27 protein-coding genes are annotated in these 14027 nt (G+C 40.7%); 1 reads left to right on the forward strand and 26 read right to left on the reverse strand.

All coding sequences use genetic code 11. The features are described from left to right. Positions 1 to 278: 278 nt before the first annotated feature. The 25 genes from KNO87_RS14150 to KNO87_RS14270 form a co-directional block, all read right to left on the reverse strand. Positions 279 to 425, reverse strand: coding sequence for a hypothetical protein (locus KNO87_RS14150; protein ID WP_214796603.1), 147 nt, complete (start codon positions 423 to 425; stop codon positions 279 to 281). Positions 426 to 537: 112 nt separating this feature from the next. Then, on the reverse strand, positions 538 to 1101 hold the full coding sequence (locus KNO87_RS14155; protein ID WP_214796604.1) for a recombinase family protein: 564 nt from the start codon (positions 1099 to 1101) through the stop codon (positions 538 to 540). A 108-nt stretch (positions 1102 to 1209) separates the two neighbouring features. Continuing rightward, complete coding sequence (locus KNO87_RS14160) at positions 1210 to 1857, reverse strand: hypothetical protein (protein WP_214796606.1); 648 nt, start codon at positions 1855 to 1857, stop codon at positions 1210 to 1212. A 104-nt stretch (positions 1858 to 1961) separates the two neighbouring features. Beyond that, a complete protein-coding gene (locus KNO87_RS14165) occupies positions 1962 to 2171 on the reverse strand; it encodes a hypothetical protein (RefSeq protein WP_214796608.1) in 210 nt (69 codons plus the stop codon). A 30-nt stretch (positions 2172 to 2201) separates the two neighbouring features. Continuing rightward, positions 2202 to 2345 carry a hypothetical protein gene (locus tag KNO87_RS14170; RefSeq protein WP_214796610.1) on the reverse strand — a complete coding sequence of 48 codons (144 nt, stop codon included), beginning with the start codon at positions 2343 to 2345 and terminating at the stop codon, positions 2202 to 2204. Between the two features lie 136 nt (positions 2346 to 2481). Beyond that, positions 2482 to 2772, reverse strand: coding sequence for a hypothetical protein (locus KNO87_RS14175; protein WP_214796612.1), 291 nt, complete (start codon positions 2770 to 2772; stop codon positions 2482 to 2484). 164 nt (positions 2773 to 2936) lie between these two features. After that, a complete protein-coding gene (locus KNO87_RS14180) occupies positions 2937 to 3161 on the reverse strand; it encodes a hypothetical protein (RefSeq protein ID WP_214796614.1) in 225 nt (74 codons plus the stop codon). 174 nt (positions 3162 to 3335) lie between these two features. Beyond that, on the reverse strand, positions 3336 to 3839 hold the full coding sequence (locus KNO87_RS14185; RefSeq protein ID WP_214796616.1) for an antirestriction protein ArdA: 504 nt from the start codon (positions 3837 to 3839) through the stop codon (positions 3336 to 3338). A 202-nt stretch (positions 3840 to 4041) separates the two neighbouring features. Further along, a complete protein-coding gene (locus KNO87_RS14190) occupies positions 4042 to 4368 on the reverse strand; it encodes a hypothetical protein (protein ID WP_214796618.1) in 327 nt (108 codons plus the stop codon). 205 nt (positions 4369 to 4573) lie between these two features. After that, positions 4574 to 4948, reverse strand: coding sequence for a hypothetical protein (locus tag KNO87_RS14195; protein WP_214796620.1), 375 nt, complete (start codon positions 4946 to 4948; stop codon positions 4574 to 4576). Between the two features lie 441 nt (positions 4949 to 5389). Then, positions 5390 to 5785 carry a phBC6A51 family helix-turn-helix protein gene (locus KNO87_RS14200; RefSeq protein WP_214796474.1) on the reverse strand — a complete coding sequence of 132 codons (396 nt, stop codon included), beginning with the start codon at positions 5783 to 5785 and terminating at the stop codon, positions 5390 to 5392. Positions 5786 to 6333: 548 nt separating this feature from the next. Next, positions 6334 to 6693, reverse strand: a complete 360-nt coding sequence (locus tag KNO87_RS14205; RefSeq protein ID WP_214796476.1) for a hypothetical protein — start codon at positions 6691 to 6693, stop codon at positions 6334 to 6336. Between the two features lie 48 nt (positions 6694 to 6741). Next, positions 6742 to 7068, reverse strand: coding sequence for a hypothetical protein (locus KNO87_RS14210; RefSeq protein ID WP_214796478.1), 327 nt, complete (start codon positions 7066 to 7068; stop codon positions 6742 to 6744). A 63-nt stretch (positions 7069 to 7131) separates the two neighbouring features. Beyond that, positions 7132 to 7437, reverse strand: a complete 306-nt coding sequence (locus KNO87_RS14215; protein ID WP_214796480.1) for a hypothetical protein — start codon at positions 7435 to 7437, stop codon at positions 7132 to 7134. A 149-nt stretch (positions 7438 to 7586) separates the two neighbouring features. Further along, complete coding sequence (locus KNO87_RS14220) at positions 7587 to 7907, reverse strand: hypothetical protein (RefSeq protein ID WP_214796482.1); 321 nt, start codon at positions 7905 to 7907, stop codon at positions 7587 to 7589. 106 nt (positions 7908 to 8013) lie between these two features. After that, positions 8014 to 8283 carry a hypothetical protein gene (locus KNO87_RS14225; protein ID WP_214796484.1) on the reverse strand — a complete coding sequence of 90 codons (270 nt, stop codon included), beginning with the start codon at positions 8281 to 8283 and terminating at the stop codon, positions 8014 to 8016. Next, positions 8283 to 8801, reverse strand: coding sequence for a hypothetical protein (locus KNO87_RS14230; RefSeq protein ID WP_214796486.1), 519 nt, complete (start codon positions 8799 to 8801; stop codon positions 8283 to 8285). Before KNO87_RS14230 ends, KNO87_RS14225 begins: the two co-directional genes overlap by 1 nt. A gap of 196 nt (positions 8802 to 8997) precedes the next feature. Beyond that, entirely contained in the window at positions 8998 to 9249 is a 252-nt protein-coding gene (locus KNO87_RS14235; RefSeq protein ID WP_214796488.1) for a type II toxin-antitoxin system HicA family toxin, read from the reverse strand. Positions 9250 to 9399: 150 nt separating this feature from the next. Continuing rightward, a complete protein-coding gene (locus tag KNO87_RS14240) occupies positions 9400 to 9639 on the reverse strand; it encodes a hypothetical protein (protein ID WP_214796490.1) in 240 nt (79 codons plus the stop codon). A 259-nt stretch (positions 9640 to 9898) separates the two neighbouring features. After that, positions 9899 to 10324: a nucleoside 2-deoxyribosyltransferase gene (locus tag KNO87_RS14245; RefSeq protein WP_214796492.1), complete on the reverse strand. Its 426-nt coding sequence runs from the start codon at positions 10322 to 10324 to the stop codon at positions 9899 to 9901. A 1-nt stretch (position 10325) separates the two neighbouring features. After that, positions 10326 to 10976, reverse strand: coding sequence for a 3D domain-containing protein (locus KNO87_RS15590; RefSeq protein WP_214796493.1), 651 nt, complete (start codon positions 10974 to 10976; stop codon positions 10326 to 10328). A 62-nt stretch (positions 10977 to 11038) separates the two neighbouring features. Then, entirely contained in the window at positions 11039 to 11404 is a 366-nt protein-coding gene (locus KNO87_RS14255) for a hypothetical protein (protein WP_214796494.1), read from the reverse strand. Further along, positions 11397 to 11774, reverse strand: a complete 378-nt coding sequence (locus KNO87_RS14260; RefSeq protein WP_214796495.1) for a hypothetical protein — start codon at positions 11772 to 11774, stop codon at positions 11397 to 11399. The genes KNO87_RS14255 and KNO87_RS14260 overlap by 8 nt, the downstream gene beginning before the upstream one ends. Continuing rightward, positions 11774 to 11995, reverse strand: a complete 222-nt coding sequence (locus KNO87_RS14265; protein ID WP_214796496.1) for a hypothetical protein — start codon at positions 11993 to 11995, stop codon at positions 11774 to 11776. The genes KNO87_RS14260 and KNO87_RS14265 overlap by 1 nt, the downstream gene beginning before the upstream one ends. Beyond that, positions 11992 to 12540 (reverse strand): deoxynucleotide monophosphate kinase family protein, encoded by a 549-nt coding sequence (locus tag KNO87_RS14270; RefSeq protein ID WP_214796497.1) that lies wholly within the window; start codon positions 12538 to 12540, stop codon positions 11992 to 11994. Before KNO87_RS14270 ends, KNO87_RS14265 begins: the two co-directional genes overlap by 4 nt. A gap of 136 nt (positions 12541 to 12676) precedes the next feature. Between KNO87_RS14270 and KNO87_RS14275 the strand changes: the two genes are divergently transcribed. Beyond that, the gene (locus KNO87_RS14275; RefSeq protein ID WP_214796498.1) at positions 12677 to 13057 is read left to right on the forward strand and encodes a helix-turn-helix domain-containing protein; all 381 of its coding nucleotides are present in this window, start codon (positions 12677 to 12679) and stop codon (positions 13055 to 13057) included. Between the two features lie 90 nt (positions 13058 to 13147). Here KNO87_RS14275 and KNO87_RS14280 read toward each other — a convergent pair whose 3' ends face one another. Further along, the gene (locus tag KNO87_RS14280) at positions 13148 to 13699 is read right to left on the reverse strand and encodes a DUF4352 domain-containing protein (protein WP_214796499.1); all 552 of its coding nucleotides are present in this window, start codon (positions 13697 to 13699) and stop codon (positions 13148 to 13150) included. Positions 13700 to 14027 lie beyond the last annotated feature (328 nt).

Consider the following 14027-nt stretch of genomic DNA (forward strand, 5'->3'; position numbering starts at 1 on the left):
CCGAACACCAACCGTAAGCGTTCTTGTTGTTCTTAGATTCGATTGTGATTGCCGGTGTTGGAAGTTCGCCGCCGAAGATGTGATTGTTAAATCCGTCGAATAGTTTATGAAGTTCGTTAGTCATTTTCATTACGTTTGTCATTTGTGATTACCCCTTTAGTGTGTTTGTAGTGGTTTTGATCTGCCTTACATTTATTATAATAAACTCTTTACTGTAATCCGTCAATAGTTTTTGAATAATCTTTTTCAATTATTTTTGAAATAAAAAAGAACGGGGATCAATACCCGTCCACAAAACGAAACAAGATTTGAAAGAAGATGACAACCGACATAAAGCCGGTGGTGAAGAAGTATAATGCGGCGTCACCGCTTCCCTCTTCCAACCCGAAATAGTTGTGTAGACCGTGGTAAACTTTTGATAGCATGATGATAACCCCTTTTCATTCGTAGTGTAGTTCGTGCCGGAATTACTAATTAAATTACTAATGTAATTGATAACTAGATTATAATACATATTACCGTAAGTGGCAAGGGGCTTTATTTCAAGCCCCGTTCTTTCAATTCCCGGTACAATACCGACTTACTAACGCCGGTTGCTTCCGTGATTTGTGGGATAGTGTGTTCTTTCTCTAACCAAAGTTTGACCGCTAAATCCTTTTTCGCCTTCGACGTGCGGCGGCGTCCTAGTTCCTTACCTTCACGACGGGCATTGTTCAACCCCTCTACGGTGCGTTCACTGATTAGATCCCGTTCGAGTTCCGACAAACCGGCGAATACCGTAAGTAAGAACTTGCCTTGTGCGGAAGTCGTATCTAACCACGCTTCTTTAATTGATTTGAAGTTCGCCCCGGCGTTGGTTATTTCGTTTACAATGTCTAGCAAGTCTTTCGTAGAACGTGACACACGACTGATTTCCAAAACAATAACACTGTCGCCCGGTTGTAACGTTTCAAGTAGTTCCTTTAACGCTTCCCGGTTTCGGTTCGTTCCGGTCTTCTTCTCTTCGAAGATCCGTTCACAACCGGCTTCCGCTAATGCGTGTGTTTGTCGTCCTAAGTTTTGATCTTTCGTACTTACCCGTGCATATCCGTATACAGTCATGATTAATTACCCCGTTTCTTTCGTTTACGTTTTACTGTAATTACCTTCTATAAGTATAGTACCAAAAAGGATTCCCAAAATCAACACAAAAAGAAAAGAAACCGCAAATTATTTTACGGCTTCTCTCATGTGTTCGATATATTCCGCTTCCGTCATTCCGTTTTCACTCGCTAGGAACGGCAGAATGAACGTATAGAATCGGTGTTGTAAGAAGGGATCTAACTCTTCGACAAATTCAAAAACACTTCTATTCCGCTTCTGTCGGTTTAGCTTTGCAGAAATCGGAAGTAAGTTCCCCACCTCTTTTGTAACCATGACCGACGAAATAGGTAGAACGTGGTCTAAGACAATATCCCCACTTTCCCCGGTGAAGGCACAAGCATATCCGAAACGGCGGCGTAACTCTTCTTTGTATTCCGGTGCGGCTTTCTCAACTGACTGTTCAAGTTTAAGCCGCTTCTTGAACCGCTTCTGCCCCTGTTCGGTGCGGTCATACTTTGCGAAATAAGCCGCTTCACATGATTTACAAGAACCGTGCTTGCCGTCCTTTGTATAGCGATCATCACGGAAGCCCACATAAAACCCTTTCCACTTGTCACACTTAGAACACCGCTTCACACGAACGTTTTGTGTGTACGCTATCGAAGAGTGCGGACGCTTGTATCTCGTACCGTCCTTACGTAGCTTATAAGACACGACTTCAATAACCGGTTCATCTAGCGGCGAATCATAATGTGTAATTGATTCGGTGTACATCGTCTAATCATTCCCCCTAAAGTAGTCTTCATTTACAGTTGGGAAATTGACAGAAAATTGTGACACGATAAACAAAAAAAGAAGCCGGGATCATTCCCCGACTTTTAAAAGTTATATCTATCTAGTATCACATAGCTTCCGTTCTCTAGTTGGTGAACGATGATTGCGACGTTTGTATCTAACCATGACTTGTTCCCTTTAGGCGTCCATTTGACACGGTTGTTTTTCGTCCAACCCCGGACGTTCTGAATCCGCAATGATTTCTTAACTTCTTCCGGTAACTTGTCCGCTTCAATCGGTTTTGGATATGTCATTTTTAATTACCCCGTTTCTCTTAGTAGTGGTTAGCCCCAAAACTTCCGCATAGCTTTAGCCGTTGCCTTGTGTGCTTGCTTGTTTACTTGACGTTTAGCGAACGCCCCAACACCTTTGTTAAACAATGTTGTAAGATCTCCTAACGCTGACAATGCTTTGTATAACTCTCTCATGAACCGCCGCTTCCCTTCCTTGTCTGACTTTCTATACTAAGTATAACCCGTTTACAGTAATACGTCAATACTTTTTGAATAATCTTTTTCAATTTATTTTTAAAAAGAAGCCGGGGCATTTCTGCCCCGTTCCCGGTCAAGCCGCTTCCGCTTCCTGCCAAAAGCGAACCCGATAACCTAGATTATAGTTACAATTCCAATGCTTGTACCCGTCTAGGAAGTCTTCTAATAGCGTGAAGCTTTCCGTTTGGAACTGTACGACGGCGTAGCGTCCGTCCGGTAATGTTGTGATTGTGATTTGATGACCGATACACCAACCGTTATTCACTTGGTAAGCCGCTACCTTATCCGGTGCTATGTAGCCCGTCCATTCCCCGTTATCCCGTACCGCTTTCAATACTGACTGCTTTTTGATCGTTTCTAACATTGTGATTACCCCGTTTCATGTAGTGGTTTGTAAAGTGTTTAACTACCTTACAAATATAATTGTATACTATTTACGGTAATGCGTCAATAGTTTTTGAATAATTATTTTCAATTCATTTCGATCATTTCAGAAGGGAAGCCGGGGCGGTTAGCCCCGTCCGCTTCTTACTGCCGCTTCTGCTTCGCTATGTCCGCTTCTAACCGCCGTAGCCGCTTCCCTAGTGTGAAGTAGTCGCTAGGGTTTTCTATCCCTGCTTCGCCGTTTGCCGTTATCTCGTCGAACTGCTTTTGGTAGTGTGCGTGTTGGGCTTCGAGATATTCGAGATATTCCGTTCCCTTGAATCCGCCCCGTTTCCGGTATGCTTCGTGATTAAATGTTGTGATTGCCATGTTGTGAACCCCGTTTCATGTAGTGTATTGTAAGTGGTTTGTGTTTCCCTCTTACAATTACTATATTACACTAATTACGGTAATACGTCAAGTATATTTGAAAAATAATATTCAAAAATACAAAAGAAAATTGATCGAGGTACAAAAAAAGCCGGGGCATTTAGCCCCGTGCCTTTAGTTATTGATTTGAATGATTTTCTTACCGAACTCGATATATGTTCCGACTGAATCCATTTCTTGCCCGATTGATTCATAGTCGATGTGGTTCACAAGGTGGGGAAGCTTCTCTTCAATCTCTCGCACCATTCCGGTTTCTTCGTAATGTTGCCGTGCTACCTCTTCCATGCTTTCCGCTTCCCAAATGTGATAATCACCGTTATTCACCGTTTCGATTGCGTCGAAGATTGACCCTAACGCCCCGGCGATTGCGTCCAATACTTCCGAATCAACGCCGCTTCTCTCAACCTCTTCCGCAATCTCGTTGATTCGTGAAATGCTTTCATATTCCCCGATGTGGAACGGTGCTTCATAATCGTGAATCGCATATTCTTCATCTTCGCCTAGAATCAATTTCAATTCCATTTGAAGTTCGTCTTCGTCCATCGGAAGTTCTAACCACTTCCCGGAAGAGATTCCTTGATTGTATTTCGCTAAGTTTGTTACGTAAATGTTGAACATTTCTGATTACCCCGTTTCGTTGTTTTGTAGTGGTGTAAGTAACTGCCTTACATCTATTATATTACACCCTTTACGGTAATACGTCAAGCATATTTGAATAATATTTTTCAATTTCTTTTTTAGTTGAAATCCCTTGACAAACTAGACTGCGAAGGGATCGAGGGGAACGCAAAAAAAGAAAGGGGCGTCAGCCCCCTTCCGGTCAATCCTCTTCGCTTGCAAACTCTGCAAGTGCAAATTCTGTATGGTCTTCGAACTCGTCATCACGTTCAACCGCTTCACGATAAAGCTTGTCACTGTCTACAAATTCGTGTGAGATTTCATCGTATACGTAATATGATTCTGAAAGTGTGCCGCTTACTTGTCCGTTGTCGAACACTCGGAATGTGTCGTATTCCTGCCCGTCCACGTCTGCAATCGGTTGTGTGAAGAACTCATATGACCAATTCCCATTTACACATACCTTCAATACCGGTTCAACCTCTACCGTGTTACCTGCCGTAAGTTCTACCTTGAATGTCTTTGTCATGCTTGATTACCCCTTTTACTTTAGTGTATTTGTAGCGGCGTTTGCTAACCCCTTCTACATTTATAATGGTACATCATTTACGGTAATACGTCAAGCATATTTGAAAAATAATATTCAATTTATTTTATTGAAAATATCCCTTGACATATCGGAAAGGACTCGATCATTTCAGACAAAAAAAGAAAGGGGCGTTAGCCCCCTTCCGTCATGCGTATATTCTTCCTTCGTCTAGTACCGCTTGCCCGGCTTCCTCTATTGCGTTGCCGTCCGGCTTGGTGAACTTCGATACCTTGTAAGGATTGTAGTAAATCGGTTCGCTACGTTCTTCCGTGTCGTGTCCTGCGAAGTTTCCGACTAAGAAGGCGTGGACGTTTTTCCGTTGTTCCTGTATGACCCGGCGGCGTCCTGCTTCGTTGACTTTAAATTTAACGTCTGTCAACTTCACCTTGTCCGAATATCCGAGAACCAACCCTGTCTTAGCGTCCTGTATGGAGAACTTACCGTTATGAAGATTCCGGTAAACCTTAACCCGTTGCCCCTCTGTGATTGTCCGTCCGTTGCGTGATTCAAATTGTGTCATTTCTGATTACCCCGTTTCTTGTAATTTGTAGTGGTTGTAAGTGACTGCCTTACAATTAATATATTACAGTAATTACGGTAATACGTCAATACTTTTTGAATAATATTTTTCATTTTATTTTACCGTCCTTTTCGTTGGGAATAATTTCCGGTATGGATTTTAACCGACACAAATTTATTTCGGGGCTTGTGTGTGGTGGGGTGCTACCCCCTTCCCCCTGTACCGGGGTCTGATTGTACAAAAGATTCTGACAATTTAAAGAAATCTGCCCTAAATTCCCGTTTACTTTTGGGAAGGGTTTAAGGGAAAAATAAACGGCTATGCTATGCGGTTCTAATTTCCCTGTTCAATCTTCCCTTTAACCAATGTTTTAGGGAATGTGTAGACAAATAAAAAAGACGCTACAAATCACAATGGATTCATAACGTCAAGAGTATTCGATCATTTCAGTAAGTCTTCTAATGCGTCCAAGTCTTCCTTAGTAAGTCCTGCGTTCTTAATGTCCTGCTTCACTGTTGCGTCAATCTCCGTAACGTCACGTAGCTTGCCTTGTGATTGCATGACTAACTTAATAGCCCCTAATACTGCTTGTTCACTATTGCCGTGTCGTACAAGGGATTTAAGCTTATGTGTAGATTCTGCATAGAACGCCTTCATAGCAATGTCTGTCTGCTTCTCTAATTCCCGTGCAAACTCTACATCATTCTTCCACCGGTAAATAGTGCGTTCATTAACGCCGTACTCTTCTGCAATGTCCGCAATACTCTTCCCTGTAATATCTTGTTGCACCAACTCTAAACATACTTTTTTCTGCGTCGTGCTTAATCCTCGTTTCATGGTAGTTTGTGACACCTTCCTTTAAAATTTTTTAGTCTTCGCTAATATACAGTACCTAACGCACGGATCATATTAACAAAGCGATTCAACACTAATTACTAATGTACTTTTATTACAATAATATAACGTAAATAACAGTCCTTAACGTAATGTCATATACCCTATAAAATAACCCCTATATTTAACGTCAAATAACCCGTTATTAATCACAAGGGAATGTGTAAAAATAGGCATAAAAAAAGATCCCCTTATATCCATAACTATTCATTAACGATTAAACATAACGTTTATATTTAACGCTTATTACGTCAATTACGTTAGTGAGTTTAGGAATCGTTAAGGAACGTTAGGGATAGTTAAGTGGACGTTCTTAACGGTAGGGGATTATATATTAAGTTTAGATATACGTTTAAGTAACTGTTATGTTTACAGTAAATAAGCTAACTGAAAGGGATCTTTACAAGTAGATATGACATTAAACTTTTCTAACAAATTTGTCATGTTCACTGACATTAAAAAGACGACTAAATGAATAGCCGCCTTTCTAGTTAAAACAGGGTCATTTGTTGTAATTCGTCAATTTCGGTTGAAATCCTGCCTTCTGTATTGCGTTGAGTTTCAACTTTATGAATGGTTGTACGTGTCGATTCGTTAGAAGCCGCCTTTTTCTTCGTCATTTTAACGATAGGTTCGGTAATGTAACTAGGTTCGATTGTCCGGCGTAAATAATCGTCTTCTGTCGCAAAATACTTCTTGAAGTCGTCAAGCGAGATTACAATATTTGAACCGGCTTTAATGACTGCCGTATCTTTCGCAATTTCCGCTTCATACGGTCTGCCTACAATCAATTGTAGTAGTGGTTGGGGAACGTTATAATAACCGCCCCGGAATCGGTAAGTTTGTTTCATAATAAAAGCCCCTTTGCGTTTGTTGGTGTTGGATAAGGTTATTTCAAATTAAAGCTTGTTTCCCTCTAAGTCGTGAAGTTCCCATGCGTCAATTACAAATTGATTAATACCTTCTTCACGGTGTGAAATTAGATACGCTTCGTGATTGTGAATGACGTAGGTTGCAATCTCGCTACGATCCATAACCATTGTGTCTGATTTATAACCTTGCTTGACGAACTCAACCATTTCTTCCAATGTATCAAGAACGCCCATAATGTTGCCTGTATCGTCGTCTTCGTCTTGTTCAATTACAATGAATCCTTCGTCCGTTTCTCCTACGCTAATAATCGGAAGCGGCTTGCCTAACACGTCGTATTTATTGAATTTAGTCATTTTGATTTTCCCCTTTAGTGTTGGTATCTGATAAAAGTAAGGAAGCGGCTTTCGCCGCCCCTCTTACATTAATTCTTCGAACTTCTCGAAGTCACCTTCTAGCAAAGCGTTTAACGCCTTACGTGCTAGTGACTTCTTAGAAGAGTAAGAAGAAGATTCGCCGTCGAACATTGCGAACTCACCTTCGAAGAATTTCGAGAATGAGATAGAATGTTCACCGTTGCGGATCGTGAAGACCGCCGCTTCTTCTTCGTCATCACCTTCTAAGTACATATCTTCGACTTTATCGAAGAACTTAGCAGGAATGTTAAATTCCTTAGCGGCGAATGTGAAGCCCTCTTTGTTAAGTGCGTTTTGTAAGTTTGTCATGATTGATTACCCCTTTGTAGTGTATTGTTAGCCGGTGTGTTGTAACCCCGTCTACATTTATAATAATACACCATTTACGGTAATACGTCAACACTATTTGAAAAATAATATTCAATAATTCAATAAAAATTAAGAGGGGCGGAAACCCCTCATTTCTCTAAATCTCGCAACGCCCACGCTTCGCAAACTTCCTGTTCCGGGTATCGTTCGTAAGTTCCGGGAACAAGATATGCTTCACCTTTATAGATAAGATAAGCCGCTTCTTGTGTTTGGTCATATACGATTGTTTCCGTGTGCATAATTTCTTTGACGTGTGAAGAAAGTTCTTTTAGTGTGCCGGTCATAGAAAACTTGTCCGATTCTTCCCACGGTTCTAACTCACTAAGAACTAACTTACCGTCGATCTTTTCAAGTGCGTACTTATAAAATTCCGGGTCTTCAAAGAGTTTCTTTAATAGTGTTGGTGTCATGCTTAATTACCCCATTTCATGTAATTGTTTCTTACTACATTCAATATACAATTACTTACGGTAATACGCAATGCTTCTTGAAAATCCTTATTCAACCCGGATTCGTTTAAATGAGTATAGAAGCAATTGTCTTTAGATTAAATTCATCTATTTGTCGTTTCATATGTTCATACTCTTCTAAGGAAAGAACGACGACTTCCGCTTTCAGTTCCGTGCCTAAATGCGTTTCCGCTTCCGTGATTGTCACCTTCTCATTGATCGACTGCTTCAACGATTCAATAAGTCGTTTTCGTGCAAACTTCATCAATTCCTGTTGTGGTACATTTGTAGGTTCGTTAGGCACGATGTATTGAACACCGAATACGTGATTTTCCATTATGACAATTCCCCCGTAATCTTATTCGCTATCTGCATATCTTTATTCAACTCTTCTCGGTCAATCCGGTTCTTTAGTTTCGCTTCCGTGTACCAACGTTGGAAGAACGCCTTCAACTCGTCTTCATCGGTTTCAACCAATTTAGGCATAACGCCTTCCGTATGTTCCTTCGTGATATAAAGGCGGTGCGTCGGTTTATCAGTTGCACCGAATACGAATAATGTAGGTGTGTTGGAATACTTAGCAAGTCGCAACGCTTTCAACGTTTGCCCTATATTCATCGCTTCCGGTGACTTCTTAAATTCGATCATCAAATGTTTTCCGTCAACTTCAATACTTCCGTCAACGTCACCAATTCGATTCTTTCCGCCGAAGCAATCGTTATACGTGTTGAGATTCCATGAACCACGAAGAAAGCCGATAATGCTTGATAGGTTCGGTAAGTACACGTCATCTTGTTCTAATAGTTTGTTTGTCTTAGTGTCGGTTATGGTAACAGTCCGTTTTCGATAGTACATATCAAATAACCCCTTTTCCCTTTTATACTTACTGTTGGGAAAGCGGTTTTAGATTGTGACACGTTCGATCTTTTTATTAATCACAAGGGTGTGTGATTTAGTACATATTATATGAAGGAACTAGGATAAAAATAACAAACACAAGGGAATGTGATTAATAAATTGCATAAGAAAAGGGGCGTTTCCGCCCCGTTCCTTAGTGTGTTCTACGTCCTGTACGCCCACCGTTATGTACGGCTTTGATGTTATCGAGAAGCAACGCCCTAACGTAAGTCTTACCATACGTTACAGTGATTAGCCCCTTTAGTTCCGGGTGCTTCATGATGAAGTCATCGCCCCGTGTGCGGTCATGATACCAACCGTGGTCTTCTGCGTAACGCTTCAATTCCTTCCACGTCATGACGCCCCATTTTTGATTGCCCTTCTTCTTGTTGTTCTTCTTTGCCAATTTGATTACCCCGTTCCTTAGTGTATTTTGTAAGCGGTTCGTGTTTCCCTCTTACATTTATAATATTACACTATTTACGGTAATACGTCAATACTATTTGAAAAATAATCTTCAACTTTTAAATAAAGAAAAACAGGCGGTTAAGCCCGTTCATTCTTCATCTTCATCTGTTGGATAAACTCGTTCCCCGTCTTCGTCTAATTCATAGACACGGATTGCTACAATGTGATCTTTTAGTAAGATGATTCCGCCTAAATCAATAAGAAGGTAGTTAGACATTTTTTGCTGAATGAAGCTAACGGCGTCTTCGTAAGAATCTGCTTCCGTTGTTGTCGCCACTGTTTCGCCGTTAGTTAGTACAAACTCTAATTCGTATTGTGTGTTCTCCATGATTGAAGCCCCCTATGTGTTGATACGTCTATTCTATCAAATAAACGCATTACTGTAAATAGTATAATTTAGACAAAAGAAAAAGGTGAAGCCACTACACTTCACCTTTCCTAAAGATACACTAGGCGAAACGGGGTAATCGTTAAACGCCTTATGTGGTTCATAGTTTTATGTTCCGGCACAAAACACATGAACAAAGTGAATTTATCACCTTATGAGTTTATTATATATCCGGTAATGCGTAATTGCAAGAAGTATTTTAAATAACTTCTCCTTCAAATTGTACTGCGTGGCGTTTGCTAAAGTCGTACAATGAAAGTTCTGCTAATCCGTGTAGATATGCCGTTACTGATTCTGTAAGCATTAGGTTCGCTTTGTTTGATCCCGTCACGTCTACAAGGATAATCGGTACGCCGATACTGTACGCATATCCAATTTCCCAAACTGTACCACTGTCGTATGCTTCATCAATGATAGCAACCATTACGTCTGCTTCACGGATATGTTCAACGTCATTATCAAATGTCGCATATCTCCATTCAAGCGAACCAAATTCTAGTTCTTCGAATTGATGTTGTCGTGGTGAAAAGTAATCCATTCCGTTTTCTTCAAGAATCGCTTCTACTGCCTTCACGTCTGCTAGTTGACGTTCGTTAAAGAATCCTGCCGCAAGATAAGTTTTCATATTAGTTAGCCCCCATGATTTGAATTTGTCCGTGTACTCGTCCTTTAGAAAGTGCTTCTTCTCTAGTTGATACCAATACATCAATTAAGTTACTTCTAGCCCGGATTGCCCCACCGGTGTCTAAAGCAATTGCCGTTTCTTCCGTTCCGTTCGGATAACGAAGCTTTACAACCGTGTTATACGGAATAATAGCCGGATTGACGGCAATAACTCGCATACCATTATAGAAAGCCGTGTTACGAACGTCATAGCCCGTAGCGGTGATTCCACTACAACCCTCACACGTCGCCGTGTAATGCGTGAACTCGTAATCAATCCAATTGCCCGATTCTTCTTTTACCGGTTCGGGCTTCTCTTCTACCGGATCTTCTTCCACTTCATCAAGCGGAACTACTTCCGGTTCTTCTGTTGCGTTCGGGATAGGAACAACTTCTGCTTCTTCATTTGAAGCAGGAAGCGGAACTACTTTCGGTTCTTCCGGTTCGGGAAGCGGTTCTTCTTCCTCTTCCTCTACAACCGGTTCTTCCTCTTTTCGAACAACAATCTTGTTATCTTCTACAATGACTTCGATTCCCTCTTCTACTTCAATACGTCCTATTTCTTCTTGGAACGGTAAGTAGTCGGGGCTTGCTTCCGGTGCGTTGATTTTCACCGGCACAAGTTGCCCCAAAATTACCGTTATCGCTATTAGTGTTTTGATAGTATCGCCCTTTCTTAATCTTCCTTATTGCGTGTTCGCTTCTTAAATGCGGAAGGCATTTTCTTACGTTCCTTCATATTTAGAAAATTGATCGTGTCATCTTCTAACGACAATTCACGCTTCACACGCTTTTCTTCCTGTCGTTCCGATAGAAACGGATATTCGTTCTTTGTAATCTTGTCCGGTGTTCTGTCTGAAAGTTCGTCAATTAGAATGACGTTAGACAACCGTGTTAAATAACCGGTGTTAGGCATTTTGCCCCGTGCTTTGTAATAGTCTTCTGTAATAGTAGACACTGAATCATTACGTTCTTCCGGCGTCATGTTTTTTGCTTCTTTTTCGAGATCCTTAACCTTCTGTTCCAACTCTTCATTAGTCATTTGTAACGTTCCCCCGTTTGAAGTATTCTGCAAGCTTTTGATGAACGTTACGAAGATTAATACTTACGCCCTGTTGTGAAAGCGTGATTCCTACCTTACGTAAGTTCTTAACAACGTCTGCTTGGTTCATATCTTTGATGTAGTAGAAGTAAATACAATATTTCTGTTTATCCGTCATTTCAATTTCTTGAAAAGCTTTATTCAAATCGACAAGTAAATCACACGCCCCGTAATCACCTTCGAAGAAGCGGCGTTCCCCAACCTCATGTACCGAAGTAAGAAGTTCTGCAATCCCATCTTCTGTGTAAATGTCGAAGCGTTGTTCTAACGCCCGTTCTTTTGCGTGAACGTCAACTGCCACCGCACCCATTACATAGACACCTTCGTAAACGTGGTTAGTAATTCCGGTAAGTCTGAAATGTGGCAAGTCATTTTCATTTGTTGCATTTCAATCGTTACCATTCCGTCCGAACCAACATTACATACTTGTTCCTGCCGTTGTTGTTGATAGAACAATGAATCCTGTAAGCTTTGTGCCGCACGGATATAATCATAGTTTTCAATTTGACGTGATTCTAAATGTTTCATCATTTACTAACCCCCTTAATGTCGTTCACGATTTTCTGTACTTGGATATATAAATCTTTAAGTGACGTGTTGTTCGTAATCACGTAATCACAAGGCATTGCGTCAACGTGTGCTTCTGTCGAGTGAAGAAGATCTTCTTCGTTGAATACATCACCGGATTTCCGCATACGTTCGATTCGTACTTCGTCATCTGCGACGACTTTAATAATGTGGAATCCATGACCCTTCAAGTAGTCATATTCGTTCATCTGTCGTAAGTCCGTTACAACGAAGTTCATATGTCCTTCTAGCTTTGCTTGTACATATGCCTTATGAAGTTGTTTGACCCATACGCCCGAATCAAGCGAACGGAACGTTTGTCCGATTGTTTGATAGTGCTTCCGGGGCTTGCCTAACTTAGCGGCTTCCGGGAAGTAAGTTTCGATTACGTCACCAATTGCGTCTGCAAACGCTAATTGCTTACAACGTTGTGTTTCTTTGAATACATCGCCCACCGTGTCTTTACCGGCACGGATCTTTCCGACGATTGCCACTTTAATTTCATTCATTGTGATTCAATCCTTTCAATCGCTTCTTACTTACTGTTGGGAAGCGGAAAGGCGTTTGTGACATTGTGTATTTGACACGGTTTACGGATATGTGTATTATGTAATTAACCTATAAAAGCGAAGAGGGGTTTTAATAATGGCAAAAGTTTATTTAGATCGAATTGCTACTTCTGAATTACCAATGAAAGTTTTAGAAAAGTATCCATGCGAAATGTCTATTAATCTGAATGACATTCTAGCGAAGAAGGGTGTTACACCACTTGAATTACATCAAATGACGGGGCTTCGTTTAGCAACGATTAGTGAGATAGGAAAAGCGAAGAAACATTCAATCAACTTGTTCCACTTAGCCGTAATAATGGCGGCGTTACGAATCACTGATTTGTCGGAACTAATTGAAATTTCTTTCGATGAAGAACAGGTTAAGGCGTGGAAAAAGGAAGAAGAAGAGTTTCCAAACATGATGACACCATCACAAAAACAAGATCGCATTGAAATGTTATCTTCGAATGATTAAGCCCTTACCGGGGCTTTTTATTTTGTCTAAATTTGATTCCTAATATTCAAAAAAGAACACAAAAAAAGAAGAAGGCGTTAGCCCTCTTCCTTATTGTGGTTGAATGTCAAATGTAACTTTTGTGTCTTTCCATGAGAACGTAGGTTTGTAAATCAATTCGTAGTTCGTAGCTTCCGGTACATCGTAAGTGATCGTTCCCGTAATCTTACGTCCTTTATCAACGTCGCCGCTAACGTCCATTCCGTCGATACCAAAGTATTGTTCTAATGAATTACCCTCTGAATCGTACAAATTGAATGAAGAACTATCGAAGTAGATTTCGCTATCCGATTCGTTCACGGCGTTTACTGTCAATTGAAGCACTTTACCTTTTTCCGGTGCTGAATACTCGCTTGCCGGAATGTATTCTGCTTTTTGAACAGTGACTACAACACCTTCAACTTTTACTGAATCACCAACTTTGAAGATCTCGTCTTCTGCCGGTGCTTCCTCTTCCGTAGAAGCGGTTTCTTCTGTGTTGTTACCGCCCACCTTCTCGACTGCTTTTTCCTCTTCCCCACCGCCGGCGAAGATTGCAACGGCGATAATTAGAAGAACTAACGCCCCCAAAGACATTAAGATGAACTTAAAGAATTTTTTCATTATGTAATTACCCCTTCCGCATTACTGTAAATGTTTGCTTGCTACATTTTTAATAATAACCCATTAGGTTAGATATTACAACCCTATTACAAGAAAAAAGTAGGGAAAATTCCCTACTTTCTTTTATCGCTTAGTAATTCCACGAAGAAGAATACCGGCAATTGTCAATGATACTACAATCATTGCTTGGTTGTCTGCGAGTAATGAAGCGTCTAAAGATAGCAACTGCATTACATTAATAATTAGTAATGTAATTAGATACCACAATACTAATGAAATTCCAATACCTAATACGAACATACCGATTACGGCGGCTACTAAGGTCAAC

The sequence above is a fragment of the Exiguobacterium sp. s34 genome (assembly GCF_018617435.1).
Lineage (GTDB): Bacteria > Bacillota > Bacilli > Exiguobacteriales > Exiguobacteriaceae > Exiguobacterium > Exiguobacterium aestuarii.

Bases quoted from the DNA above. Each gene is read 5' to 3' on its own strand.
- KNO87_RS14280 (WP_214796499.1), bottom strand. From the start codon at position 13,699: ATGAAAAAATTCTTTAAGTTCATCTTAATGTCTTTGGGGGCGTTAGTT.
- KNO87_RS14230 (WP_214796486.1), bottom strand. From the start codon at position 8,801: ATGTACTATCGAAAACGGACTGTTACCATAACCGACACTAAGACAAAC.
- KNO87_RS14260 (WP_214796495.1), bottom strand. From the start codon at position 11,774: ATGGGTGCGGTGGCAGTTGACGTTCACGCAAAAGAACGGGCGTTAGAA.
- KNO87_RS14200 (WP_214796474.1), bottom strand. From the start codon at position 5,785: ATGAAACGAGGATTAAGCACGACGCAGAAAAAAGTATGTTTAGAGTTG.
- KNO87_RS14220 (WP_214796482.1), bottom strand. From the start codon at position 7,907: ATGACACCAACACTATTAAAGAAACTCTTTGAAGACCCGGAATTTTAT.
- KNO87_RS14210 (WP_214796478.1), bottom strand. From the start codon at position 7,068: ATGACTAAATTCAATAAATACGACGTGTTAGGCAAGCCGCTTCCGATT.
- KNO87_RS14175 (WP_214796612.1), bottom strand. From the start codon at position 2,772: ATGTTAGAAACGATCAAAAAGCAGTCAGTATTGAAAGCGGTACGGGAT.
- KNO87_RS14190 (WP_214796618.1), bottom strand. From the start codon at position 4,368: ATGACAAAGACATTCAAGGTAGAACTTACGGCAGGTAACACGGTAGAG.
- KNO87_RS14215 (WP_214796480.1), bottom strand. From the start codon at position 7,437: ATGACAAACTTACAAAACGCACTTAACAAAGAGGGCTTCACATTCGCC.
- KNO87_RS14255 (WP_214796494.1), bottom strand. From the start codon at position 11,404: ATGACTAATGAAGAGTTGGAACAGAAGGTTAAGGATCTCGAAAAAGAA.
- KNO87_RS14185 (WP_214796616.1), bottom strand. From the start codon at position 3,839: ATGTTCAACATTTACGTAACAAACTTAGCGAAATACAATCAAGGAATC.
- KNO87_RS14195 (WP_214796620.1), bottom strand. From the start codon at position 4,948: ATGACACAATTTGAATCACGCAACGGACGGACAATCACAGAGGGGCAA.
- KNO87_RS14240 (WP_214796490.1), bottom strand. From the start codon at position 9,639: ATGGAGAACACACAATACGAATTAGAGTTTGTACTAACTAACGGCGAA.
- KNO87_RS14205 (WP_214796476.1), bottom strand. From the start codon at position 6,693: ATGAAACAAACTTACCGATTCCGGGGCGGTTATTATAACGTTCCCCAA.
- KNO87_RS14275 (WP_214796498.1), top strand. From the start codon at position 12,677: ATGGCAAAAGTTTATTTAGATCGAATTGCTACTTCTGAATTACCAATG.
- KNO87_RS14165 (WP_214796608.1), bottom strand. From the start codon at position 2,171: ATGACATATCCAAAACCGATTGAAGCGGACAAGTTACCGGAAGAAGTT.
- KNO87_RS14155 (WP_214796604.1), bottom strand. From the start codon at position 1,101: ATGACTGTATACGGATATGCACGGGTAAGTACGAAAGATCAAAACTTA.
- KNO87_RS14265 (WP_214796496.1), bottom strand. From the start codon at position 11,995: ATGATGAAACATTTAGAATCACGTCAAATTGAAAACTATGATTATATC.
- KNO87_RS14160 (WP_214796606.1), bottom strand. From the start codon at position 1,857: ATGTACACCGAATCAATTACACATTATGATTCGCCGCTAGATGAACCG.
- KNO87_RS14180 (WP_214796614.1), bottom strand. From the start codon at position 3,161: ATGGCAATCACAACATTTAATCACGAAGCATACCGGAAACGGGGCGGA.
- KNO87_RS14170 (WP_214796610.1), bottom strand. From the start codon at position 2,345: ATGAGAGAGTTATACAAAGCATTGTCAGCGTTAGGAGATCTTACAACA.
- KNO87_RS14245 (WP_214796492.1), bottom strand. From the start codon at position 10,324: ATGAAAACTTATCTTGCGGCAGGATTCTTTAACGAACGTCAACTAGCA.
- KNO87_RS14225 (WP_214796484.1), bottom strand. From the start codon at position 8,283: ATGGAAAATCACGTATTCGGTGTTCAATACATCGTGCCTAACGAACCT.
- KNO87_RS14270 (WP_214796497.1), bottom strand. From the start codon at position 12,540: ATGAATGAAATTAAAGTGGCAATCGTCGGAAAGATCCGTGCCGGTAAA.
- KNO87_RS14150 (WP_214796603.1), bottom strand. From the start codon at position 425: ATGCTATCAAAAGTTTACCACGGTCTACACAACTATTTCGGGTTGGAA.